This window comes from Streptomyces sp. DSM 15324, assembly GCF_001514285.1.
Lineage (GTDB): Bacteria > Actinomycetota > Actinomycetes > Streptomycetales > Streptomycetaceae > Streptomyces.
Map to the genome: position 1 here is coordinate 585,939 of NZ_KQ949026.1, position 22,818 is coordinate 608,756.

A 22,818-nucleotide genomic window follows, 5' to 3' on the forward strand; every position below is an offset into this window, starting at 1 on the left:
GGGTTGATCCACTACTCAGTGTCGCCCGGCACCCGCTCGGGCGCCCTGCGTTTTATGCGCCCGTGGGCGGACGGCCGGTGAGCCGCCGTGCGTGGTCCAGGTGCGCGGCCAGGTTCTTCTGGATGCGCTCGGTCGCCTCGTCCAGCGCCTTGCGCGTACGCCGTCCGCTGCCGTCGCCCGCCTCGAAGGGGTCGCCGAAGACCACGTCGACACGGGAGCGCAGCGGGGGCAGCCCCTTGATCAACCGTCCGCGCCGCTCGGCACTTCCCAGCACGGCGACGGGCACGATCGGCGCCCCGCTGCGCACGGCGAAGTAGGCGAGCCCCGCGCGCAGGGAGGCGAAGTCGCCCTCGCCCCGGGTGCCCTCGGGGAAGATACCGAGGACCCCGCCGTTCTCCAGGACGCCGAGGGCGCGGGCGATCGCCGTACGGTCGGTGCTCGCGCGGTCGACCGCGATCTGGCCGGTGCGGACCATGAAGGTGCCGACCGGGCCGACGAACGCCTCCTTCTTCACCAGGAAGTGCGACGCCCGGGGCGCCACCCCGATGACCATCGGGCCGTCGAGGTTGTGGGAGTGGTTGGGCGCGAAGATCACCGGACCGCTGGCGGGCACCTTCCAGGCACCCAGCACCCGCGGCCGCCACAGGCCGTACATCAGGCCGACGCCGATGCGCCGTCCGATCTCGGCGCCCCGCTCCGAGGGCAGCTGGCTCGGCTCGCTCACTTTCCGGCCCGCTTCTCCTCGACGAGGGTGACGACGCACTCGATGACCTGGGCGAGGGTCAGCTCGGTGGTGTCCACCTCGACGGCGTCGTCCGCCTTGGCGAGCGGGGAGGTCTTGCGGGAGGAGTCGGCCGCGTCCCGCCTGATCAGCGCCTCGCGGGTGCTGGCCACGTCGACGCCCTTGAGCTCCCCGCTGCGGCGGGCGGCCCGTGCCTCCGCCGAGGCGGTGAGGAAGATCTTCAGGTCGGCGTCGGGCAGCACGGTCGTCCCGATGTCCCGCCCCTCGACGACGATCCCGTGCTCGGCGCCGGCGGCCAGCGACCGCTGGAGCTCGGTGATCCGGGCCCGCACCTCGGGCACCGCGCTGACCGCGCTGACCCGGGAGGTGACCTCCTGGGTGCGGATCGGCCCCGCGACGTCCACACCGTCGACGGTGATCGTCGGGTCGGCCGGATCGGTGCCGGAGACGATCTCCGCCTTGCCCGCGACGGCGGCGATGGCCGTGGGGTCCTCGATGTCGATCCCGTTGGTCACCATCCACCAGGTGATCGCCCGGTACTGGGCGCCGGTGTCCAGGTAGCTCAGCCCGAGCTGGGCGGCCACGGCCTTGGACGTGCTCGACTTGCCCGTGCCGGAGGGACCGTCGATGGCGACAATCACGGGCTGGGCGGCGCCGTTTTCCACGGGGGGACACCTTCCTGGTGCGAGGCGGTGGGTGTGCGGGGCGCGACTGTGCCCCGCACAAGGTTACCGGGCACGGCTCACCCTTCTGGCCGAGGCCGGTGCCGGGCCGGTACGGGGCCGGAACGGGGCCGGTCCCCGGTCCGCACCGCCTACTGCCGGATCGCCCAGCCCCGCTCCGTCAGCGCCGCCGAGAGGACGGCCGCCGACTTCGGCTCGACCATGAGCTGCACCAGACCCGCCTGCTGACCGGTCGCGTGTTCGATCCGTACGTCCTCGATGTTGACGCCCGCCCGCCCGGCGTCCGCGAAGATCCGGGCCAGCTGTCCCGGCTGGTCGTCGATGAACACCGCGACGACCTCGTACGCGCGCGGGGCCGCGCCGTGCTTGCCGGGGACGCGGACCTGCCCGGCGTTGCCGCGGCGCAGGACGTCCTCGATGCCGTCGACGCCGTCGCGGCGCTTGGCCTCGTCGGAGGACTGCAGCGCGCGCAGGGCCCGCACGGTCTCCTCCAGGTCGGCCGAGACGTCGGTGAGCAGGTCGGCGACCGGCCCCGGGTTCGCGGAGAGGATGTCGATCCACATCCGGGGGTCGGAGGCGGCGATCCGGGTGACGTCCCGGATGCCCTGTCCGCACAGCCGTACGGCGGCCTCCTCGGCGTTCTCCAGCCGGGCGGCGACCAGGCTGGAGACCAGGTGGGGCATGTGGGAGACGAGGGCGACGGCGCGGTCGTGCGCGTCGGCGTCCATCACCACGGGCAGAGCCCGGCAGTGCGAGACGAGTTCCAGGGCGAGGTTGAGGACCTCGGTGTCGGTGTCCCGGGTCGGGGTCAGCACCCAGGGCCGGCCCTCGAAGAGGTCGCCGGTGGCGGCGAGCGGGCCGGACTTCTCGCGGCCGGACATGGGGTGGGTGCCGATGTACGCCGACAGGTCCAGCCCGAGCGCCTCCAGCTCCCGGCGCGGGCCGCCCTTGACGCTGGCCACGTCCAGGTAGCCACGGGCCACGCCCCGGCGCATCGCGTCGGCGAGCACGGCGGCCACATGGGCGGGCGGTGCGGCGACCACGGCGAGGTCGACGGGCCCCTCGGGCGCCTCGTCGGTGCCGGCGCCGAGCGCGGCGGCGGTACGGGCCTGTCCGGGGTCGTGGTCCTCCAGGTGCACGAGGACGCCCCGCTGGGCGAGGGCGAGGGCGGCGGAGGTGCCGATCAGCCCGGTTCCGATGACGAGCGCGGTCCTCACTGGGCGATGTCCTTGCGCAGGGCGGCGGCGGCGCCGAGGTAGACATGGCTGATCCCGGCGCGCGGCCGGTCGGACTCGACGTGCGCGAGCAGCCGTACGACCCGCGGCATGGCGCCCTCGACGGCCAGTTCCTGGGCGCAGATCAGCGGTACGTCGACGATGCCCAGCTTGCGGGCGGCGGCGGCCGGGAAGTCGCTGTGCAGATCGGGCGTGGCCGTGAACCAGATGCTGATCAGGTCGTCCGTGCTGAGGGAGTTCCGCTCCAGGACGGCGGTGAGCAGGGCCCCGACCTGCTCGTCCATGTGCCCGGCCTCGTCGCGTTCCAGTTGGACGGCTCCCCGGACCGCTCGTACCGCCACGGCGCTGCTCCTTGCTGATGTACGGCTGGTGAGGCGTCCAGCCTAGTCAGGGCGCGGCGGGCCGGGTGCGGCGCGCCCGCACGCTGAGACGCGGCGCGTCCGGTTGCGGTGCGGGGCCGGTAGGCGCTTGGCTGCCCCTGTACGTGCTTCCGCATCCCCGGAGTGACGACATGCCCCCTTCCCCCACCCGGCGCACGGTGCTCGTCGTGACGGGCGGCGCGGCCGCCGCTCTCGCCACGGGCTGCGGCGGCGACGGTACGTCGTCGGACGCGGCCGACTCGACGAAGTCCCGGGCCGGCGGCGCGCTGGCGAAGACCACCGACATCCCCGAAGGCGGCGGCAGGATCTTCTCGGCCGAGAAGGTCGTCGTCACCCAGCCCGCGAAGGGCGACTTCAAGGCCTTCTCGGCGGTCTGCACCCACCAGGGCTGCACGGTCGGCTCGGTCGCGAACGGCACGATCAACTGCCCCTGTCATCAGAGCCAGTTCCGCATCGCCGACGGCTCGGTGGCCTCCGGTCCGGCGACGAAGCCGCTGCCCGCGAAGCAGATCACGGTGCAGGGCGACACCATCACGCTGACCTGATCACAGGTCCCACAGCGCGCCGAGCGTCACCAGCTCCCCCCGGTACTCGATCCGGTCCGCCCAGGGCGTGGGCCAGGCGTCCGCACCGGCGTACGCGCCGGCGAAGGCGCCCGTCAGGCAGGCGATGGAGTCGGAGTCGCCGGAGGAGCAGGCGGCCCGCCGCAGCGCGGTGACCGGCTCGTCGGGGAAGAGCAGGAAGCACAGCAGCCCGGTGGCCAGGGCCTCCTCGGCGATCCAGCCCGCCCCCGTGGCCAGGCACGGGTCGGCCTCGGGGGCCGGGTCGCGCAGGGCCTCGGCCAGACGGTCCAGGACGCCCAGGCACTCGTCCCAGCCGCGCGCGACGAAGTGCTCGGCGGACGGGTCCTGGCTGCGGGTCCACAGGTCGCCGAGCCAGCGGTGGTGGTAGCGGGTGCGGTTCGCGACGGCGTACGCGCGCAGCTGCCCGACCAGGCCGGCGGGCGGGGCGCCTTGGGCGAGGAGGCGCACGGCGTGGGCGGTGAGGTCGGACGCGGCGAGCGCGGTGGGGTGCCCGTGGGTGAGCGCCGACTGGAACTGGGCGGCCCCGGCGCGCTGTTCCTCGCTGAGCCCGGGGACCAGGCCGACGGGGGCGACGCGCATGTTGGCGCCGCAGCCCTTGGAGTCGATCAGGCTGGCGTCCTGCCACAGCCGCCGCTCGTCCTTGAGCAGCTCACAGGCGGTGAGGCAGGTCCGGCCGGGGGCGCGGTTGTTCTCGGGCGACTGGTACCAGTCCACGAACTCCTCGCGCAGGGGCCGCTCCAGCCGGGTGGGGACGAGCAGACCCCGGTCCATCGCGGTGCGCAGGGCGCGGGCCACGGCGAGGGTCATCTGGGTGTCGTCGGAGACGAAGGGGCGCCCGGGCAGTTCCATCTCCCGCCAGGGTCCGCATTTGGCGAGGATCGAGGGGACGTCGTTGAACTCGGTGGGGAAGCCGAGCGCGTCCCCGAGGGCGAGGCCCAGCAGGGCGCCGGTGGCGGCGCGCTTCCTCACGGTGGTCGCGGTCATGCGGAACGTCCTTCCCGGGGCGGTCGCAGCAGGGGCGGGTGGAGCGCGGTGGCGGTGCCCGCGCGGTAGAGGGCGGCCGGTTTGCCGCGGCCACCGGTCAGTCGCGCGGCGCCGGGCACGGGTTCGACGAACCCGGGTGTGGCCAGCACCTTGCGGCGGAAGTTGGGACGGTCGAGCCCGGTCCCCCAGACCGTCTCGTAGACCTGCTGGAGCTCGCCGAGGGTGAACTCGGGCGGGCAGAAGGAGGTGGCGAGGCAGGTGTACTCGAGCTTGGCGCCGACCCGGTCGTGGGCGTCGGCCAGGATCCGGTCGTGATCGAAGGCGAGCGGCCCGGTGTCGTCGTACGGCAGCCAGCGGGCCTCGGCCGCGTCGCCGCCGCCGCGCGGTTCGGGGGCGTCGGGCAGCAGCGCGGCGAAGGCGACGGACACGACCCTCATCCGGGGATCGCGGCCGGGCTCGCTGTAGGTGCGCAGTTGTTCCAGGTGGAGTCCGGAGGCGGCGCGGACGTCGTCCAGGCCGGTCTCCTCGGCCAGTTCGCGCCGGGCGGCCGTCTCGGCGGACTCGTCCGGTAGCACGAAGCCGCCGGGCAGCGCCCATGTCCCGGCGTACGGCTCCTGTCCGCGCTCGACGAGCAGCACGTGCAGGGCGCCTTCGCGGAGGGTGAGGACGGCGAGGTCGACGGTGACGGCGAAGGGTTCGTGCGCGTACTTGTCGTAGCCCTGCACGCTCATCGCCCCCTCATCGCGGTCCTGCGCTCGGCCCTTTATGGTCACCATGACTAATAGTCATGACGACTATAAAGAATGAGCCGCCTGGCCACAACCCCTCAGCCCCGCTCTGACCGCCTTCCGCACAAACGGAAGCGGCCGGATACCGGAGAACCGGTACCGGCCGCCACACGGCCGTGCAGAGCGCCTCTAGAGGTCGACCTCGTTCATCAGCATGCCGACCTCCGTGTTGGACAGCCGTCGCAGCCAGCCCGACTTCTGGTCGCCCAGCGTGATCGGCCCGAAGGAGGTGCGCACCAGCTTCTCGACCGGGAAGCCCGCCTCGGCCAGCATGCGGCGCACGATGTGCTTGCGGCCCTCGTGCAGGGTGACCTCGACGAGGTAGTTCTTGCCGGTCTGCTCGACGACCCGGAAGTGGTCCGCGCGCGCGTACCCGTCCTCCAGCTGGATGCCGTCCTTGAGCTTCTTGCCCAGGTCGCGCGGGATCGGGCCCACGATGGCGGCCAGATAGGTCTTCTTCACGCCGTACTTCGGGTGGGTCAGCCGGTGCGCCAGCTCACCGTGGTTGGTGAGCAGGATGACACCCTCGGTCTCGGTGTCGAGCCGGCCGACGTGGAAGAGCCGCGTCTCGCGGTTGGTGACGTAGTCCCCGAGGCACTGCCGCCCCTCCGGGTCCTCCATCGTGGAGACGACACCGGCGGGCTTGTTCAGCGAGAAGAACTGGTACGACTGCGTCGCGACCGTCAGGCCGTCGACCTTGACCTCGTCCTTCTCGGGGTCGACCCGCTTGCCCTGTTCGAGCACGACCTCGCCGTTGACCTCGACCCGCGCCTGCTCGATCAGCTCCTCGCAGGCCCGGCGGGAGCCGTAGCCCGCGCGCGCGAGGACCTTCTGCAGCCGCTCGCCCTCCTGCTCGGCGCCCGGGAAGGTCTTGGGCAGCTTGATGTCCTTCTTGTCCGCGTACCGCTCGCGGTTGCGCTCCTCGGCGCGTGCCTCGTACTCGCGCGAGGTGCCCGGGGCCGTGCGCCCGCGCTGCGCCTGGGGCTTCCTGGGGCCGCCCTTGGCGCCGCCGCGCGCGGAGCCGCCGCGCCCGGACTTCGGCCCGTCCGGGGAGGCGGAGGGGCCGACGTCGTAGCGGCGCTCCTCGGGACGGGGCCTGCGGGGGCGGCCCTGGCCGCTCTGTCCGCCCTGGCCGCCCCGCTTCTGGTCCCTGCCGTTACCGGCCCCGCGGTAGTTACCGCGCCCGCCGCTCTTGCCGCTACCGCTACCGCTGCCGCTGCTTCGCATCAAAGTTCCGTCGTCGTCGTGTCAGTCGTCTTCGTCGTGAGCCCGTCGTCCGTGTCCGGGGCGTCCGGGTCGAACGACGGCACGGCTTCCTGGGTCTCGGCCTCGATCGCCTCCGCCTCCGGGAGGAAGGGCGCGAGCTCCGGGAGCTCGTCCAGACCGCGCAGGCCCATCCGCTCCAGGAAGTAGTTCGTCGTCGCATACAGGATCGCACCTGTTTCGGGTTCCGTGCCCGCCTCCTCGACCAGACCGCGCTGCAACAGGGTGCGCATCACACCGTCGCAGTTGACTCCGCGCACCGCGGAGACCCGGCTGCGGCTGACCGGCTGCCGGTAGGCGACCACGGCGAGCGTCTCCAGCGCGGCCTGGGTGAGCCGGACCTGCTGCCCGTCCAGGACGAACCGCTCGACGGCGGGCGCGTACTGCGCGCGCGTGTAGAACCGCCAGCCGCCCGCGACGAACCGCAGCTCGAAGCCGCGGCCCTGCACGGTGTATTCGTCGGCCAGTTCCCGCAGCGCGTCGGCGACCTGGCGCCGGGGGCGCTCCACGATCTTCGCGAGGTGTTCCTCGGTGGCGGGCTCGTCGACGACCATCAGGACGGCCTCCAGGGCGCCCTTGAGATCGAGTGCGGCGACGGTGCTCCCGGTGCTCTCGGTCACTGCTCCTTCTCCTTCCCGGGCTCCTCGGGCGGCTCCGGCGGCCGGTCGAACTCGTCGGTGACCATCGGCCGGGCGCCGTCGTCCCCGCCGGTCCAGCGCACCAGCAGCTCGCCGAGCGCGGTCTCCTGGTCGAGCGCGACCGCCTTCTCGCGGTACAGCTCCAGCAGTGCCAGGAACCGGGCCACGACGGTCAGGGTGTCGTCGGTGTCCTCGACGAGCGTGCGGAAGCTGGCCTCGCCCAGCTCCCGCAGCCGCGCGACGACGACGCCGGCCTGCTCCTGCACGCTCACCAGCGGGGCGTGGATGTGGTCGACGTACACCTGGGGCTTCGGCCTGGGCTGCATCGCCTTGACCGCGAGCCGGGCGAACCCCTCCGCCCCGATGCTGATGACCACCTCGGGCAGCAGCTCGGCGTGGTGCGGTTCCAGGCCCACGGTACGGGGGTAGCGGCGGGCCTCCACGTCGAGCCGGTACGTGAAGACGTCGGCGACCTGTTTGTACGCGCGGTACTGGAGCAGCCGGGCGAACAGCAGGTCGCGGGCCTCCAGGAGCGCGAGGTCGGCCTCGTCCTCGACCTCGGCGGCGGGCAGCAGGCGGGCGGCCTTGAGGTCGAGCAGGGTCGCGGCGACGACGAGGAACTCGGTCGTCTGGTCCAGGTCCCAGTCCGGCCCCATCGCCCGGATGTGCGCCATGAACTCGTCGGTCACCTTCGACAGCGCGACCTCGGTGACGTCCAGCTTGTGCTTGGAGATCAGCTGGAGCAGCAGATCGAACGGCCCCTCGAAGTTGGCGAGCCGCACGGTGAAGACCCCATCGGGCACATCCCGCCCTGCCTCGCCCGCAACACCTCCGACCACGACAGCCCCGGGCTCGGACCCCACCGCTCCGGGTTCGGACCCCACCGCTCCAAGCCTCGTCGGCTCGACCGCTCCGGACTCCGCCGGGACCACCACGGAACCCGGCTCGACCGCTGCGGACCCAGGCTCGACAGCCTCGGACTTCGGCAGGACGACCCCGGACTGCGACCCGACCGCTCCCGTTGACCCAGGCCCGACAGCCCCAGGCACCAGCAGGACGACCCCGGACTCCCGCCCGACCGCTCCGGGCCCCGGCTCGGCAACCCCGGACGGCGACCCGACTGCCTCGGCCTCGCACGCGACGACCTCGGACTCGGGCCCGACCACGCCGGGCCCCGCCTCGACAACCCCGGGCTCAGGCCCAAGCGTCTCGGGCCCAGGCAGGACGGGACCAGACTCCGACCCGGCCGCTCCGGACCCGGGCTCGACAACCGCTGGGGGCAGCCCTACCACCTCGGCCCCGGACGCGACGACATCGGGCTCCGGCCCGACCACGCCGGGCCCCGCCTCGACAAGCCCGGGCCCGGGCTCAACCGCCTCGGACGCCGGGTGGACCGCTTCGGGCTCCTGGGGGACGGCCCCGGACCGCGATCCGACCGCTCTCGGCCCCGGCTCAGTCACTTCGGGCTGCGGCCCGACCACCTCGGGCCCCGACGGGACGGCCTCGGGCTGCGGCTCCCCGGGCTCGGCATCCCGCTCCGGTGCGGGCGGGGGCGCCCCCGGTCCCCGGCCCAGCGCACGTCGGCGTCCGACGGCTCTGCCGGGCCGGGGGGGCTCGTTCGAGGGGTTCGCGGAGGTCATGGCCCCCGCAGGCTACCCCTACCGCCCTCGCAGCCGTCGTACGAGGATGCTGGCGTCGCCACGGGTCTCCAGGTCGGCCAGCACCACCGCGACCGCCTCGCGCACGATCCGCCCCCGGTCCACGGCCAGCCCGTGCTCGCCGCGGAGGACCAGCCGGGCGTGCTCCAGGTCCATGAGTTCCTCGGCGGACACGTACACGGTGATCTTCTCGTCGTGCCGCTCCCGCCCGCTGGGCCGCCGGGCGGCCTGCCGGCCCCGCTTGCGGGACTGGGCGTCGGCGGAGGCAGAACCTTCCTGCGCCGGTGCCGCGGGCCGCCGTGCCGGGCGCTCGCCGGTGAGGGCCTGGTCGGCGTCGGCCGCCACGTGCTCGGCGCCCTCGCCGTCCCCGCCCTGGACGGGGACGGCCTGCGGCGCGTCCTCACCCGCGGCGACCCCGTCGCTCTCGCCGGCCGGGGCGGGCACCCGGGCCTCGCCACCGGCCTGGCGTCGGGGTGCGGACGGCTGAAGCGCCATTCCCCCTGTCGTACGGAAGAGTTCGTCGGCCCCCGGCAGACTCACTCGGCGTGACACCGGGCGAGCACCTCCCTGGCGAGCTGGCGATAGGCGGCGGCGCCGACGGAGTTGGAGGCGTACGTGGTGATCGGCTCACCGGCGACCGTGGTCTCCGGGAAGCGGACCGTGCGCCCGATGACCGTGTGGTAGACGTGGTCGTCGAAGGCCTCGACCACGCGGGCCAGGACCTCACGGCTGTGGACCGTGCGCGAGTCGTACATCGTGGCGAGGATGCCGTCGAGCTCCAGCTCCGGGTTGAGCCGCTCCTGGACCTTCTCGATGGTCTCGGTCAGCAGGGCCACACCGCGCAGCGCGAAGAACTCGCACTCCAGCGGCACGATCACCTTGTGCGCGGCCGTCAGCGCGTTGACCGTGAGCAGGCCGAGCGAGGGCTGACAGTCGATGACGATGTAGTCGTAGTCGTCCAGCAGCGGCTTGAGCGCCCGCTGGAGGGTCGACTCGCGCGCGACCTCGGAGACCAGCTGGACCTCGGCGGCCGACAGGTCGATGTTGCTGGGCAGCAGGTCCATGTTGGGGACCGCGGTCTTCAGGAGCACCTCGTCGGCCGCCATGCCCCGCTCCATGAGCAGGTTGTAGACCGTGAGGTCGAGCTCCATCGGATTGACGCCGAGACCGACCGACAGCGCGCCCTGCGGGTCGAAGTCGACGAGCAGCACCCGGCGTCCGTACTCCGCGAGCGCGGCACCCAGGTTGATGGTCGACGTCGTCTTGCCGACGCCGCCCTTCTGGTTGCACATCGCGATGATCGTCGCGGGGCCGTGCTGGGTCAGCGGGCCCGGGATCGGGAAGTACGGCAGCGGGCGCCCGGTCGGGCCGATGCGCTCACGGCGCTGACGTGCCGCGTCGGGCGCGAGGGTGGCCGCGTACTCCGGGTCCGGTTCGTACTCGGCGTCTGGGTCGTAGAAGTGCCCGTCGGGCAGTTCGTCGTAGTCGGCGAAGTGGTTGTGGGGCGCGCCACTTCCGTCGCCGGCCATGGCGTTCACGTGATGACCGTCCATGCTCTGGTGTGCTGACAGAGCCGTGCGGGGGCCGAGCCGGCTCTGGTGGGCTGCGAAGGTTCGGACAGCGACGGAGCCGACAGCCTCGGGCCCCGCGGAATCCTGGTCCCGCGTAGGCATTCCTGGTTGACCACCCCCGGGAGCAAATGTCGACTCATTCACAAGTCGTCTTACCTCCTTGGTGACCAGGAAACTTCTAGACAAGGTCAGCGTGGCACCATGCCGACGGTTGGCGACTCTATGGCGTGTCGGGCGTCCGCAGCAACACAATCCGCCGGACCCGGCCCGATGTGTCGGCAATGAAACATGTCGCTGTCAAGGGCGTACGGCCGTCGCACGGCGGGTTCGACCGGTGCGCGAATCGGTCGAAGGGTTACGTTCGAGGCGAGTTGACCGAGAGCCGCAAAGTGACCATACACACATCCGGCCGGACCTTGTGGGGCAAGGTCCGGCCGGGCGTCTGCCGTTGACGTGCCTTGTTGACGTATCTCCTTTGCGAAAAGGTGACTTGATCGCGGCACCGGCGGCGGGGTCCGCCGCGGGGGGCTCAGCCGAGGAGCTGGTCGAGCTCCACGTGCTCCAGGCCGTGCGCTTCCGCCACCTCGCGGTAAACGACCTTGCCCTCATGGGTGTTGAGGCCCCGGGCCAGCGCGGCGTCGCGGCGCAGCGCCTCCGCCCAGCCCCTGTTCGCGAGCTCGACGATGTAGGGCAGCGTGGCGTTGGTGAGCGCGTAGGTGGAGGTGTTGGGGACGGCGCCGGGCATGTTGGCGACGCAGTAGAAGACCGAGTTGTGGACCTGGAAGGTCGGTTCGGCGTGGGTGGTGGGGCGGGAGTCCTCGAAGCAGCCGCCCTGGTCGATCGCGATGTCGACAAGGACACTCCCGGGCTTCATCCGGGACACCAGCTCGTTGGTGACGAGCTTGGGGGCCTTGGCGCCGGGGATGAGGACGGCTCCGATGACCAGGTCGGCCTCCAGGCAGGCCTTCTCCAGCTCGAAGGCGTTGGAGACGACGGTCTGGATCTTCGTGCCGAAGATCTTGTCGGCTTCCTTGAGCTTGTTGATGTCCCTGTCGAGCAGGGTGACGTGGAAGCCCATGCCGATGGCGATCTGCGCCGCGTTCCAGCCGGAGACGCCACCGCCGATGACGACGGCCTTGCCGGCCGGGACGCCGGGGACGCCACCGGGCAGCACACCGCGGCCGCCGCCGGCCCGCATCAGGTGGTAGGCGCCGACCTGCGGGGCGAGGCGCCCGGCCACCTCGGACATGGGCGCGAGCAGCGGCAGGGCACGGTTGGGGAGCTCGACGGTCTCGTAGGCGATGGCCGTGGTGCCGGACTCCAGCAGGGCGTCCGTGCACTCCTTGGACGCGGCCAGGTGCAGGTAGGTGAAGAGCGTCTGGTCCTTGCGGAGGCGGTGGTACTCCTCGGCGACGGGCTCCTTGACCTTCAGCAGCAGGTCGGCGGCGGCCCACACCTCGTCGGCCGTCTCCAGGATCGCGGCGCCCGCGGCCACGTACTCCTCGTCGGTGATCGAGGAGCCGACGCCGGCGTTGCGCTCGATGACCACCTGGTGACCGTGGCGCACCAGCTCGTGCACACCGGCGGGGGTGATGGCCACCCGGAACTCGTTGTTCTTGACCTCGCGGGGGATGCCGACCTTCACGTCGATCACGGTCCTTGGCTCAGAGGGTGTGGGCATAGGGATACATACCCGGATACAAGGGGTACACCGGGATACACCGCAGGAGAAGGTGCGGCAGAGCCAGTCTAATGAAGGTGTTCCCGCTGTCTAGCCTTTCAATGCATCAATCTTTAGGAGATGCACTACGGATTTCGCAGGTGTTAGGGCTGTGTTCCAGCCGATAGCGGGTCCGGCCCACCGGTTCCGGGGCCGTTCTGGGCGGCCTCCTCCAGGAGCCGGCCCGCCTCACCGCGGTGCAGCCGCGCGGCCGTCGGGTCGCCGAGACGGTCCAGGGTGTCGGCGAGGCGCAGGCGTACGGCCGCCTGGAGCCGGGTGTCCTCGGCACGCCGGGCCCACTCCAGCGACTCCTCGCAGGTGCGCAGCGACTCCTCGGGCCGGCCGGCGTACTCCTGGACCCGGGCCAGCTCGCTCAACGCCCGTGCGTGGGCGGCCACATCGCCGTTCTTGCGGTGCCCGGCCGCCGCCGCCCGCCAGGCCCGTTGCGCCTCGCCGTAGCGGCCCGCGTAGGTGTGCGCGGTGGCGATCCGGCCGTACAGACGGGCGGCGTCCGCGCGCTCGTCGCGGGCCAGGCGCTGGGCGAGGGCCCGGCCGTACCAGTCGGCGGCCCTTTCGTAGTCCCCGAGCTCCAGATGCGCCCCGCCGACGGATTCCATCGCGCGGCCGGTCGCGTACGGGTCGTGCGCCGCCCGTCCGGCGTCCAGCGCCGCCCGGTAACGCGCCAGGGCCTCGGCCGTGCGGCCGGTCCGGGCGTCGACGTCGGCCAGGTTCAGCAGGGCGGCGGCCTTCTCCCGGGGCAGGTCACGGCGCTCGGCCACGTCGAGCACGAGCCGGTGGACGCCGTACAGGTCGGGCGCGGCCTCCTGGGTGCCGAAGTGCGCGACCATCGCCCGCACCAGCTGGGACATCAGCCGGCGGGCCAGGGTGTCCAGCTCGCCGTCCGCGACGGCCGCGCGGGCCGCGGCGAGCAGGGCGGGGCGGCGCGCGGTCAGCCACTCGGCGGCGGCGGCCGGGGTGGGGAAGCGCAGGCCGCGCGGGGTGCCCTGGAGCTTCTCGCGGGCCTGGGGGTTGTCCGGCTCGGTGACGGCCCGGCAGGACTGCAACAGCCGTACCGTCCGCTCGAACATACGGGCGCGGGCCAGCTGGAGCTCGGCGGGGCGTTCATGGGCCTCGGCGGCGGCCCGCAGCAGGGGGTGCAGGGCGGCCGGGACCTCGTACTGGGGCAGCGGGGAGTCCACGGCCCGCAGCAGGCCGAGGGCGGTGAGGTCGTCCAGGGCGGTCCGGGCGGCGCTCATCGAGCAGCCGGCGAGGGCGGCGGCGGTGTGCGGGTCGGCCAGTCCGGCCGGGGCCAGTGAGAGCAGGCGCAGGACGCGGGCGGCGGGGGCGGGCAGGCCTGCGTGGACGAGGCCGAAGACCCGGCTCAGCGGGGTCCCCTCGTCGCTCTCGGCATGCAGTTGCTTGGCGAGGTCGGACACGGCCGCCTGCGGGCGCGCGGCGAGCCAGCCGCCGGCCAGGATGAGCGCGGCGGGCTGGCCCTGGCAGATCTCGACGAGCGCCTCGGCCGCGCGCGGGTCGACGGTGATGCGGACCGAGCCGGTGTACCGGGTGAGCAGGTCGAGGGCGGACTTGGTGTCCAGGCCGCCCAGGGTGCAGGGGCGGACGTCCGCGATGCCGGTGAGGGGGCCCGCGGACACGGCGACGAGCAGGCATTCCGGGGTGTCCGGCAGCAGCGCGTCGACCTGGTCCGCGCCGGTCGCGTCGTCCAGCAGGATCAGCGCGCGCCGGTCGGCGAGGGCCTCGCGCAGGGTGGCCGCGAGCTCGTCCTCGTCGGCGCCGGCCGGGGCCGGCAGGTCCAGGGCGGTGAGCAGGTCGCGGGCGGCGCGCTCGACGGGGACGGGGGTGCCGTCGGGTTCGGCGAGCCGGGTGCGCAGGACGCCGTCGGGGTAGCGGCGGGCGACCTGCCGGACGAGTTCCTCGGCGAGCGCGGTGCGGCCGGAGCCGGGGCGGCCCGCGATGAGGAGCACGCGCGCGCGGGGGGCCTTCCGCCCGGTGAGGGTGTCCAGCCCGGTGCGTTCGATGTCGGCGCGCAGTTCTTTCAACTCCCGGATCCTGCCCAGGAATTGACCCCGTGTCGCAGCGTGTCCGGACAGCTGCACGCCGCCTGTGTCCACTGCCTGATCCGTCACGGGCCACACTCCCGTCCCACGCACACGCCTGCCCGCCGGGACTCCGGATCGGACGATTCCAGAGCCTAGTTCACGCTCTGCGACGTTCCGGGCGCAGGAGTGCGGGCAGCGCCCCCAGGTCCCCCGATCGGATCAGGCGATCGTCACACCGCACCCGGGCGGGACGACGGCTCGCGGCGTGCGGGACGACGGCCGGCGGGCGCGTGGGACGACGGCCCGCGGCTGTGCCGGACGACGGCCCGCGACCGCGCGCGACGGCCACGATCGGGAGCGCTGACGGCAGGCGGCCACGTGCGCGACGGCCACAGCCGTGGAGGACACCGCCTCGCGGCCCCACGTCCCACGGCCCACGGCCGTGCACGCCGCACCTCACGGTCCCGAGCGCCACACCGCACAGCCGCGTGCGACACCACCGCGCGTCCCGAGCACGAACACGAGCACGACGGCCACAACCGCCTGCGACGCGCCCCCTCGGCCCCATGCACGACGGCCCACAGCCATTTACGACACCGCCTCCCGCCCCCGAGCGCGACCGCGGTTCAGGCCGTGAACGGGCGGGCCGGCCAGGGCGCGTCCGCGGGGCGGAGCGCGTCGAGGCCGTCCCCGGCGCGCGCGGCCGCGAAGGACAGCACGCCCACCACGAGACAGTTGTTGTGCACGTCGCCCGCGAGCACCGCCCGGACGAGCTCGTCGACCGGCACGCGCGCGTGCTCCATGTCCGCCTCCTCGTCCTCCACCTCGAAACGCCGCCCGTCCGCCTCGGACAGCCCCCGGGCGAGGAAGATCCGTACGGACTCGTCACAGCCGCCGGGAGTCGTGTACACGTCCGTCAGCACCCGCCAGTCCTCGGCCTTGACGTGCGCCTCCTCGTACAGCTCGCGCTGCGCCGCGTGCAGCGGGTTCTCGCCGGGCACGTCGAGCAGGCCGGCCGGGATCTCCCAGAGCTTGTGCCGCACGGGGTGGCGGTACTGCTTGATCAGCAGCACCCGGTCCTCGTCGTCGAGGGCGAGGACGGCCACGGAACCCGGGTGGACCTGGTAGTCGCGGCGGACGACACCGCCGCCCGGCATGACCACCTCGTCCGTGCGGACGGAGGTCTTGTTGCCCACGAAGGGGGTCTCCGTCGAGCGGATCTCCCACCCCTCGGGGGTGTCCTTGATCGTCATGCCCTGTACTCCTTCGACGTGCACGAACGAAAACCGGGGTGCTCCCCGTTGAAGGGAAGCACCCCGGCCACCGTACAAGCTGGTGTGTTACTTGGAATTCTTCCGCTCGACGGAAGCCTTCACCAGCCCCGCGAACAGCGGGTGCGGGCGCGTGGGCCGCGAGCGCAGCTCCGGGTGGGCCTGGGTCGCGACCAGGTAGGGGTGGACGTCGCGCGGGTACTCGACGTACTCGACGAGCTTGCCGTCCGGCGAGGTGCCGGAGAACAGGATGCCCGCCTTCTTCTCCAGCTCGGCGCGGTAGGCGTTGTTGACCTCGTAGCGGTGGCGGTGCCGCTCCTCGACGTACTCCTTGCCGTCGTAGACCTCACGGACGATGGAGCCCTCGGCCAGCTTGGCCGGATACATGCCCAGGCGCATCGTTCCGCCCATGTCGCCCTCGCCCGCCACGATGTCGAGCTGCTCGGCCATGGTGGAGATGACCGGGTGCGCGGTGGCCGCGTCGAACTCGGTGGAGTTCGCGTCGCCGATGTCGGCGAGGTTGCGGGCCGCCTCGATGACGATGCACTGAAGGCCCAGGCAGAGACCGAGCAGCGGGATCCTGTTCTCGCGGGCGTAGCGGATCGCGCCGACCTTGCCGAGCACCCCGCGGTCGCCGAAGCCGCCCGGGATGCAGATGCCGTCCACGTCGGCGAGCTGTGCCTTGGCGCCGGCCGGGGTCTTGCAGTCGTCGGAGGTGACCCACTTGATCTTCACGCGGGCCTTGTTGGCGAAGCCGCCCGCGCGCAGCGCCTCGGTGACCGAGAGGTAGGCGTCGGGCAGGTCGATGTACTTGCCGACCAGGGCGAGGGTGATCTCGTGGTCGGGGTTGTGGACGCGGTCGAGCAGGTCGTCCCAGGTCGTCCAGTCCACGTCGCGGAACGGCAGGTCCAGCTTGCGGACGACATAGGCGTCCAGGCCCTCGCCGTGCACGGTCTTCGGGATGTCGTAGATGGACCGCGCGTCCGGGCAGGCCACGACCGCGGCCTCGTCGACGTCGCACATCAGCGAGATCTTGCGCTTGATCGCGGTGGGCACCTCGCGGTCGCAGCGCAGCACGATCGCGTCGGGCTGGATGCCGATGTTGCGCAGGGCGGCCACGGAGTGCTGGGTGGGCTTGGTCTTCAGCTCGCCGGACGGGCCGATGTACGGCAGGAGCGAGATGTGCACCACGAACACGTTGTCCCGGCCGACCTCGTGCCGCACCTGGCGGACGGTCTCCAGGAACGGCAGCGACTCGATGTCGCCGACCGTGCCGCCGACCTCGGTGATCACGACGTCGACCTCGTCCGTCGCCATGCGGCGGATGCGGTGCTTGATCTCGTTGGTGATGTGCGGGATGACCTGCACGGTGTCACCGAGGTACTCGCCGCGGCGTTCCTTGGCGATCACAGTGGAGTACACCTGGCCGGTGGTGACGTTCGCCGAGCCGTCGAGGTCGCGGTCGAGGAAGCGCTCGTAGTGGCCGATGTCCAGGTCGGTCTCGGCGCCGTCGTTGGTGACGAACACCTCGCCGTGCTGGAAGGGGTTCATCGTGCCCGGGTCGACGTTCAGGTACGGGTCGAGCTTCTGCATCACGACGCGCAGACCGCGCGCCTTGAGCAGCATGCCCAGGCTGGAGGCGGTCAGGCCCTTGCCGAGAGAGGAGGCGACACCCCCGGTGACGAAGATGTGCTTGGTCGTCGTAGATTTCGGCGGCATGGCCAAGAGGGGGCTCCCGTGGTCGCGGTCTGGGGTCGCTGCGGTTCGGGGGTTTCGAGCCCACCGGTCCACGGGCTACCAGGGTATCAGCGCCTCGGCGGGATGGCTTCCGGTCACGCTCCGGGTACGCGCCGACACCGGGCGCGCCGTTCGCGCGGGCCGGGCACACTACTTCTTACGGGCTTCACACCGGTGGCTCACCCGTTCGGCGTACACACGTTGCCCGGAGCGACACACAGATCATCTACGTGCGTCGTATCCTGCTCGGACACTCGCTGCCGAGCCCGGCCGGCAAGACGGCACACCCCAGCCCGTGACCACCGGAACAACGAGAGCTCGTCAGTTCGTTGAGCAACAATTGGCGTTTTGCCCATACGGCGGAGCGACTGCTTTGCTTCATCGCTCAACGACGCATTACAACGACCCCTTGACCGCAAATAAGCGACAGCCCCCGTTCGCGTGGGGGTGACGTGGCCGTTCGACTGGAGTTGCACGTGGCCGGGCGCATCGAAGACTACGCACTCATCGGAGACATGCAGACCGCTGCCCTGGTCTGCCGTGACGGGACAGTGGACTGGCTGTGCCTGCCCCGCTTCGACTCGCACGCGATCTTCGCCGGTCTGCTCGGCACAGAGGAACACGGATTCTGGCGCCTGGGCCCGGCCCACGCCGCCGACACCCAGCCGCCCACGGCAGCCCGGCGCACCTACCGCGGCGACTCGCTGATCCTGGAGTCCGAGTGGGACACCCCGCGCGGCACGGTCCGGATCACCGACTTCATGCCCCCGCGCGACGGCGCGCCCCAGCTGATCCGTATCGTCGAGGGCGTCACGGGCCGCGTCCCGATGCGCTCCACCCTGCGGATGCGCTTCTCCTACGGCCGGGTCGTCCCGTGGGTGCACAAGCACGAGGGCCGCACGGTCGCCGTCGCGGGCCCGGACTCGGCGTGGTTCGACACGACCGCCGAGACCTACGGAAAGTCGCTGACCACGTACGCGGACTTCACCGTCGCCCCCGGTGACCGCATCGCGTTCACGATCTCCTGGGAGCCCTCGCACAAGCAGCCGCCGCCGCTGCCGGAGCCGGAGCAGTCGCTGGAGGCGACGGAGGAGTTCTGGCGCGAGTGGGTGGAGCACTGCACCTACCACGGCCCCTACCGCGAGGCGGTGATCCGCTCCCTGATCACCCTCAAGGCCCTCACCTACGCCCCCACCGGCGGCATCGTGGCGGCCCCCACCACCTCCCTGCCCGAGGACATCGGCGGCGTCCGCAACTGGGACTACCGCTACACCTGGCTGCGCGACGCGGCGATCACCCTCTCCTCGCTGCTGCGCACCGGCTACCGCGAGGAGGCCCGCGCCTGGCGCGAGTGGCTGCTGCGCGCGGTCGCCGGCGACCCCGAGAACCTGCAGATCATGTACGGCATCGCGGGCGAGCGCGAGCTGGGCGAGGCCGAGCTGGACTGGCTGCCGGGCTACGAGAACTCCGCCCCGGTCCGGGTCGGCAACGGTGCGGCGCACCAGCTCCAGCTGGACGTCTACGGCGAGGTCACCGAGGCCCTGCACCTCGGCCACATGACGGGCCTCGCCCGCAACGACTACGCCTCCCTGCTCCAGCTCAAGCTGATCCGGTACCTGGAGAAGCACTGGGACGCCCCCGACGAGGGCATCTGGGAGGTGCGCGGCCCGCGCCGCCACTTCGTGCACTCCAAGGTCATGGCCTGGGTCGCCGTGGACCGCACCATCAAGCTCATCGAGTCCGGCGACGCCGACGGCCCGCTGGAGCGGTGGCGCGAGCTGCGCGACGACATCCACCGGGACGTGTGCGAGAAGGGCTACGACAAGGAACGCAACACGTTCACCCAGTCGTACGGCTCCAAGGAGCTGGACGCGTCGCTGCTGCTGATCCCCCAGATGGGCTTCCTGCCGCCCGACGACAAGCGGGTCATCGGCACGATCGAGGCGATCCAGCGGGAGCTGTCCACCCCGGACGGCTTCATCCTGCGCTACCCCACCTCCGGCGACAACGAAGGCGTCGACGGCCTCCCCGGCGACGAGGGCGCCTTCCTCGCCTGCTCGTTCTGGATGGCCGACGACCTGGCGATGATCGGGCGCGTCGACGAGGCCCGCAAGCTCTTCGAGAAGCTGCTCTCCCTGCGCAACGACCTCGGCCTGCTCGCCGAGGAATGGGACCCCCGTCTCAAGCGCCAGGTCGGCAACTTCCCCCAGGCCTTCAGCCACGTCCCGCTGATCGACACGGCCCTGAGGCTGACGGCGTCGGGCGCCTACGGGGGCTGAGGCGCAACCGCCGAACAGGAAGCCCGCGCCGTGCGCGCCTAGTCTGGGAAGGTCATACTGCCCCTGCACGGAAGGGGGGCGCCCCATGGCCTCCCCGTCGAAGGCGGGCGCGGCGCTGGCCGCGCTGCGCGAAGAACTGTCGGGCGACGTGTTCGCCCCGGACGACCCGGGCTACGACGAGGCCCGCACCGTCTTCAACGCGATGGTCGACCGTCGTCCGGCGGTGATCGCGCAGTGTGTGGACGAGGCGGACGTCGTCCGGACGGTCCGCTTCGCCCGTGATCTGGACCTGCCCGTCGCGGTGCGCGGGGGCGGGCACAGCGTGGCGGGCAGCGCCCTGGGCGACGGCGCGGTGGTGGCCGATCTGCGGCACATGCGGGCGGTCACCGTCGATCCCGAGGCCCGCACGGTGCGGATCGCGGGCGGCGCGACCATGAGCGACCTGGACCGCGCCTGCGCCCCCTTCGCCCTCGCCACGACCGGCGGGCGGGCCTCCACCACCGGTGTCGGCGGGTTCGTCCTCGGCGGCGGCTCCGGCTGGCTGGACCGCACGTTCGGCCTGGCCGTGGACAACCTGCTCGGCGTGGACCTCGTCACCGCCGACGGCACCCGGACGCACGCCGACGCCGAGGACAACCCGGAGCTGTTCTGGGCGCTGCACGGCGGCGGCGGGAACTTCGGCGTCGCCACCGCGCTCACCCTCGGCCTGCACGACCTGCCCGACTTCTCGATCGCGCTGCTGCTGCACCGGCCCGAGTTCGGCCCCGAGGTCACCCGCACCTACCGCGAGCTGATCGCGTCCGCGCCCGACGAGGCGAGCGGCATGGTCGTCTACTTCACCGGGCCGCCGGCCGAATTCGTCCCGCCGCACCTGGTCGGCTCCCTGCTGGTCGGGACCCTGGTGACGTTCGCCGGGTCCGAGGCCGATCTGCGCAAGCTGGCCGAGCCGATGCTGGCGCTGCCCCACGAGGTGGCGATCGTCGGCGCGATGCCGTACGCCGAGGTGCAGTGCATGCTGGACGATCCGCCGGGCATGCGGAACTACTGGTCGGCGGAGTACCTGACCGGCGTACCGGACGCGTTCGTGGAGGTCTTCTGCGCCCGCGGCGAGTCCGTGCCGGTGCCGACGGGCACCATGCACGCGCTGTTCCCGCAGGGCGGCGCGATCGCCGCGGGCCCGCACGACTACCCGGTGCCGTTCCGCGACGCGCCCTGGGGCGTGCACCCCTTCGGGCTCTGGGAGGATCCGGCCGACGACGAGCGCTGCGTGGCGTGGGTACGGGACGTACGGGCCGACGCCCGGCCGTGGAGCACCGGGGACGTCTACCTCAACTTCATCGGCGACGAGGGTACCGACCGGGTCGTGGCCGGCCTCGGCGCGGAGAACGCGCGGCGGCTCGCGGACGTCAAACGGCACTACGACCCCGACAACGTCTTCCGCTTCAACCACAACATCAAGCCCGCCTGACCGGCCTCTCGGCTGTCTGCCGGTGCGTCCGCGCAGGTAGCGTCCGCTGCATGGACAGCCGTACGGAGCACCACCGACCCGACAGCCAGGACGCCGGCATCACCGTGCGCCGGGCCCTGGAACTGCCCGGCCTGCGCAGCGGGCTGCCCGAGGTCCTGGCGGGCGCGGACCGGCTGGGGCGGACCGTGCGCTGGGTGCACGCCGGCGAGGTCCCGCACATCGCCTCCCTGCTCAAGGGCGGCGAGCTGCTGCTGACCACGGGGTACGGCCTCGGCACCCGGCCGGCCGAGCAGCGGGCGTTCGTGCGCACCCTGGCCGACCGGGGCATCGCGGCCCTGGTGATCGAGCTGGGCCCGCGCTTCACCCGGCTGCCCGCGACCCTGGTGGAGACGGCGCGGGCCCACGGCCTGCCCCTGGTGCAGCTGCACCGCGAGGTGCCGTTCGTGACGGTCACGGAGGAGATCCACACCGAGATCGTCAACGGCCACTACGCCCTGCTCCAGCGCGCGGAGGAGGTGCACCGACGCTGCACCGAGGCGGTGCTGGGCGGCGGCGGGATCCCTCAGGTGCTGGGCATCCTGGCCGGTTTCGGCGGCAACCCGGTGTTCCTGGAGACGACGGACGGGCAGCTGCTGTACGCCGCCGGAGAGGGACCGGAGGGGGCGGATCCGCTCCAGGTGTGGGAGGGGCTGCGCGGCCCCCGCAAGGACGCGCCGCCGCCCGCCGGGTCGGTGCTGGTGGACGTGCCCGGGGGCGGGCCGGGGGCGGGTGCGGTCCGCGCGCGGCTCGTGCTGCTCCCCGTGCGCGGCCCGCTCGCTCCGGTGCACCGGATGGCCGCGGAGCGGGCGGCGGGCATCCTGGCCGTGGTGCTGATGCAGGCCCGTCAGGAGGAGGAGCTGGCGGCTCGCGGCCGGGGCGACTTCCTGACCGATCTCGCCGAGAGCCGGATCACCGCGGAGGACGCCCCCGCGCAGGCCCGGGTGCTGGGTTTCAAGCCCGGTGCGGGCCCGCTGCTGCCGGTGGTGATGCGGCTGGGCGACACGCTCTCCCCCGGCGGGGGCTGGGCGGTGCTGGCCCGGGCGGTCGCCGAGGAGCTGGCGTCGGTGGGCGTGCCGGTGCTGCTGGGCGTGCGGCCGGTGGAGGGCAGGGTGCCGCTGCTGGTGGGGCTGCGGTCGGAGCCGGAGCGTCCCGCGGTCGCGGACCGGGTCGCGGCGGCGCTGCGGGCCGGGGTGGAACGGGCCGGGATGCGGCGGCCGGGCGCCCCGCCGCCGGTCGTGGTGGTCGGGGTCGCGGGCGGCTGGACGGCGGCCTCGGCGGGCCTGCGGCACGCGGCAGAGACGGCGACCGCCGCCCAGGGCCTGCCGGACCGCCCCTGGTACGACGCCCGCCGCCTCGACATCGACCTGCTGCTGTGGCGGCTGCGCGACCACCCGGACCTGGCGGCGTTCGTGGACCGCGCGATCGGCCCGGTCCGCGAGCACGACGAACGCGCCAAGCCGCCGCTGCTGCCCACCCTGGAGACGTATCTGGCCCACGCGGGCCGCAAGGCGGAGACCGCCCGCGAGCTGCACCTCAACCGCCAGACGCTCTACAACCGCCTCGCCCGCATCGGCGAACTGCTGGGCACCGACCTGGACGACCCGCAGACGGTCCTGGCCCTCAGCCTGGCCCTGCGCGCCCGCCGGCATCTGCCCTGAGGCACTGATGCCCGATGCCCGGTCTCTGATGCCCGATGCCCGATGCCCGATGCCACAGCG

At 72.7% G+C, this 22,818-nt stretch carries 19 protein-coding genes; 4 read left to right on the forward strand and 15 right to left on the reverse strand.

Annotated features, from left to right (window positions below; all coding sequences use genetic code 11):
* Positions 1-52: 52 nt before the first annotated feature.
* From AQJ58_RS16620 to aroH, 4 genes are all read right to left on the reverse strand, one after another.
* Positions 53-763 carry a lysophospholipid acyltransferase family protein gene (locus AQJ58_RS16620; protein ID WP_199844598.1) on the reverse strand — a complete coding sequence of 237 codons (711 nt, stop codon included), beginning with the start codon at positions 761-763 and terminating at the stop codon, positions 53-55.
* Entirely contained in the window at positions 721-1,407 is a 687-nt protein-coding gene (gene cmk, locus AQJ58_RS16625) for a (d)CMP kinase (protein WP_067250801.1), read from the reverse strand. Before cmk ends, AQJ58_RS16620 begins: the two co-directional genes overlap by 43 nt.
* A gap of 149 nt (positions 1,408-1,556) precedes the next feature.
* A complete protein-coding gene (locus tag AQJ58_RS16630; RefSeq protein WP_067250803.1) occupies positions 1,557-2,642 on the reverse strand; it encodes a prephenate dehydrogenase in 1,086 nt (361 codons plus the stop codon).
* Entirely contained in the window at positions 2,639-3,001 is a 363-nt protein-coding gene (aroH, locus tag AQJ58_RS16635) for a chorismate mutase (protein WP_067250805.1), read from the reverse strand. The genes AQJ58_RS16630 and aroH overlap by 4 nt, the downstream gene beginning before the upstream one ends.
* Positions 3,002-3,171: 170 nt before the next feature.
* On the opposite strand from aroH, the gene AQJ58_RS16640 reads away from it, so the two are divergent.
* Positions 3,172-3,585 (forward strand): Rieske (2Fe-2S) protein, encoded by a 414-nt coding sequence (locus AQJ58_RS16640; RefSeq protein ID WP_067250807.1) that lies wholly within the window; start codon positions 3,172-3,174, stop codon positions 3,583-3,585.
* On the opposite strand, the gene AQJ58_RS16645 is transcribed toward AQJ58_RS16640, so the two are convergent.
* The 11 genes from AQJ58_RS16645 to AQJ58_RS16695 form a co-directional block, all read right to left on the reverse strand.
* Positions 3,586-4,608, reverse strand: a complete 1,023-nt coding sequence (locus tag AQJ58_RS16645; RefSeq protein WP_067250810.1) for an ADP-ribosylglycohydrolase family protein — start codon at positions 4,606-4,608, stop codon at positions 3,586-3,588. It abuts the gene before it with no gap.
* On the reverse strand, positions 4,605-5,339 hold the full coding sequence (locus AQJ58_RS16650; RefSeq protein ID WP_067250812.1) for an NUDIX hydrolase: 735 nt from the start codon (positions 5,337-5,339) through the stop codon (positions 4,605-4,607). The genes AQJ58_RS16645 and AQJ58_RS16650 overlap by 4 nt, the downstream gene beginning before the upstream one ends.
* A 186-nt stretch (positions 5,340-5,525) precedes the next feature.
* Positions 5,526-6,623 carry a pseudouridine synthase gene (locus tag AQJ58_RS16655; protein ID WP_067250815.1) on the reverse strand — a complete coding sequence of 366 codons (1,098 nt, stop codon included), beginning with the start codon at positions 6,621-6,623 and terminating at the stop codon, positions 5,526-5,528.
* Positions 6,623-7,279, reverse strand: a complete 657-nt coding sequence (gene scpB / locus AQJ58_RS16660) for an SMC-Scp complex subunit ScpB (RefSeq protein ID WP_067250818.1) — start codon at positions 7,277-7,279, stop codon at positions 6,623-6,625. Before scpB ends, AQJ58_RS16655 begins: the two co-directional genes overlap by 1 nt.
* Positions 7,276-8,286 carry a segregation and condensation protein A gene (locus AQJ58_RS16665; protein ID WP_420712158.1) on the reverse strand — a complete coding sequence of 337 codons (1,011 nt, stop codon included), beginning with the start codon at positions 8,284-8,286 and terminating at the stop codon, positions 7,276-7,278. Before AQJ58_RS16665 ends, scpB begins: the two co-directional genes overlap by 4 nt.
* A 669-nt stretch (positions 8,287-8,955) precedes the next feature.
* Complete coding sequence (locus AQJ58_RS16670; RefSeq protein ID WP_079078966.1) at positions 8,956-9,507, reverse strand: hypothetical protein; 552 nt, start codon at positions 9,505-9,507, stop codon at positions 8,956-8,958.
* Positions 9,492-10,628: a ParA family protein gene (locus AQJ58_RS16675; RefSeq protein ID WP_079078967.1), complete on the reverse strand. Its 1,137-nt coding sequence runs from the start codon at positions 10,626-10,628 to the stop codon at positions 9,492-9,494. Before AQJ58_RS16675 ends, AQJ58_RS16670 begins: the two co-directional genes overlap by 16 nt.
* A 427-nt stretch (positions 10,629-11,055) precedes the next feature.
* Positions 11,056-12,180, reverse strand: coding sequence for an alanine dehydrogenase (gene ald / locus AQJ58_RS16680; RefSeq protein WP_107122063.1), 1,125 nt, complete (start codon positions 12,178-12,180; stop codon positions 11,056-11,058).
* A 170-nt stretch (positions 12,181-12,350) separates the two neighbouring features.
* Positions 12,351-14,393, reverse strand: coding sequence for a tetratricopeptide repeat protein (locus tag AQJ58_RS16685; protein WP_079078968.1), 2,043 nt, complete (start codon positions 14,391-14,393; stop codon positions 12,351-12,353).
* Positions 14,394-14,932: 539 nt separating this feature from the next.
* On the reverse strand, positions 14,933-15,559 hold the full coding sequence (locus AQJ58_RS16690; RefSeq protein ID WP_067250827.1) for an NUDIX domain-containing protein: 627 nt from the start codon (positions 15,557-15,559) through the stop codon (positions 14,933-14,935).
* 87 nt (positions 15,560-15,646) lie between these two features.
* Positions 15,647-17,296 carry a CTP synthase gene (locus AQJ58_RS16695; RefSeq protein WP_067250830.1) on the reverse strand — a complete coding sequence of 550 codons (1,650 nt, stop codon included), beginning with the start codon at positions 17,294-17,296 and terminating at the stop codon, positions 15,647-15,649.
* A gap of 494 nt (positions 17,297-17,790) precedes the next feature.
* On the opposite strand from AQJ58_RS16695, the gene AQJ58_RS16700 reads away from it, so the two are divergent.
* The 3 genes from AQJ58_RS16700 to AQJ58_RS16710 all read left to right on the forward strand — a co-directional run bounded on the left by AQJ58_RS16700 (position 17,791) and on the right by AQJ58_RS16710 (position 22,758).
* Positions 17,791-19,593 (forward strand): glycoside hydrolase family 15 protein, encoded by a 1,803-nt coding sequence (locus AQJ58_RS16700; protein ID WP_067250833.1) that lies wholly within the window; start codon positions 17,791-17,793, stop codon positions 19,591-19,593.
* An 85-nt stretch (positions 19,594-19,678) separates the two neighbouring features.
* Entirely contained in the window at positions 19,679-21,061 is a 1,383-nt protein-coding gene (locus AQJ58_RS16705) for an FAD-binding oxidoreductase (protein ID WP_067250836.1), read from the forward strand.
* A gap of 50 nt (positions 21,062-21,111) precedes the next feature.
* A complete protein-coding gene (locus tag AQJ58_RS16710; protein WP_067250838.1) occupies positions 21,112-22,758 on the forward strand; it encodes a PucR family transcriptional regulator in 1,647 nt (548 codons plus the stop codon).
* Positions 22,759-22,818: the final 60 nt, after the last annotated feature.

What these genes read in the sequence shown, in the direction of transcription:
- AQJ58_RS16710 (WP_067250838.1), top strand. Translation starts at nt 21,112, where the DNA reads ATGGACAGCCGTACGGAGCACCACCGACCCGACAGCCAGGACGCCGGC.
- AQJ58_RS16645 (WP_067250810.1), bottom strand. Translation starts at nt 4,608, where the DNA reads ATGACCGCGACCACCGTGAGGAAGCGCGCCGCCACCGGCGCCCTGCTG.
- AQJ58_RS16695 (WP_067250830.1), bottom strand. Translation starts at nt 17,296, where the DNA reads ATGCCGCCGAAATCTACGACGACCAAGCACATCTTCGTCACCGGGGGT.
- AQJ58_RS16650 (WP_067250812.1), bottom strand. Translation starts at nt 5,339, where the DNA reads ATGAGCGTGCAGGGCTACGACAAGTACGCGCACGAACCCTTCGCCGTC.
- AQJ58_RS16655 (WP_067250815.1), bottom strand. Translation starts at nt 6,623, where the DNA reads ATGCGAAGCAGCGGCAGCGGTAGCGGTAGCGGCAAGAGCGGCGGGCGC.
- AQJ58_RS16675 (WP_079078967.1), bottom strand. Translation starts at nt 10,628, where the DNA reads ATGCCTACGCGGGACCAGGATTCCGCGGGGCCCGAGGCTGTCGGCTCC.
- AQJ58_RS16690 (WP_067250827.1), bottom strand. Translation starts at nt 15,559, where the DNA reads ATGACGATCAAGGACACCCCCGAGGGGTGGGAGATCCGCTCGACGGAG.
- AQJ58_RS16705 (WP_067250836.1), top strand. Translation starts at nt 19,679, where the DNA reads ATGGCCTCCCCGTCGAAGGCGGGCGCGGCGCTGGCCGCGCTGCGCGAA.
- AQJ58_RS16640 (WP_067250807.1), top strand. Translation starts at nt 3,172, where the DNA reads ATGCCCCCTTCCCCCACCCGGCGCACGGTGCTCGTCGTGACGGGCGGC.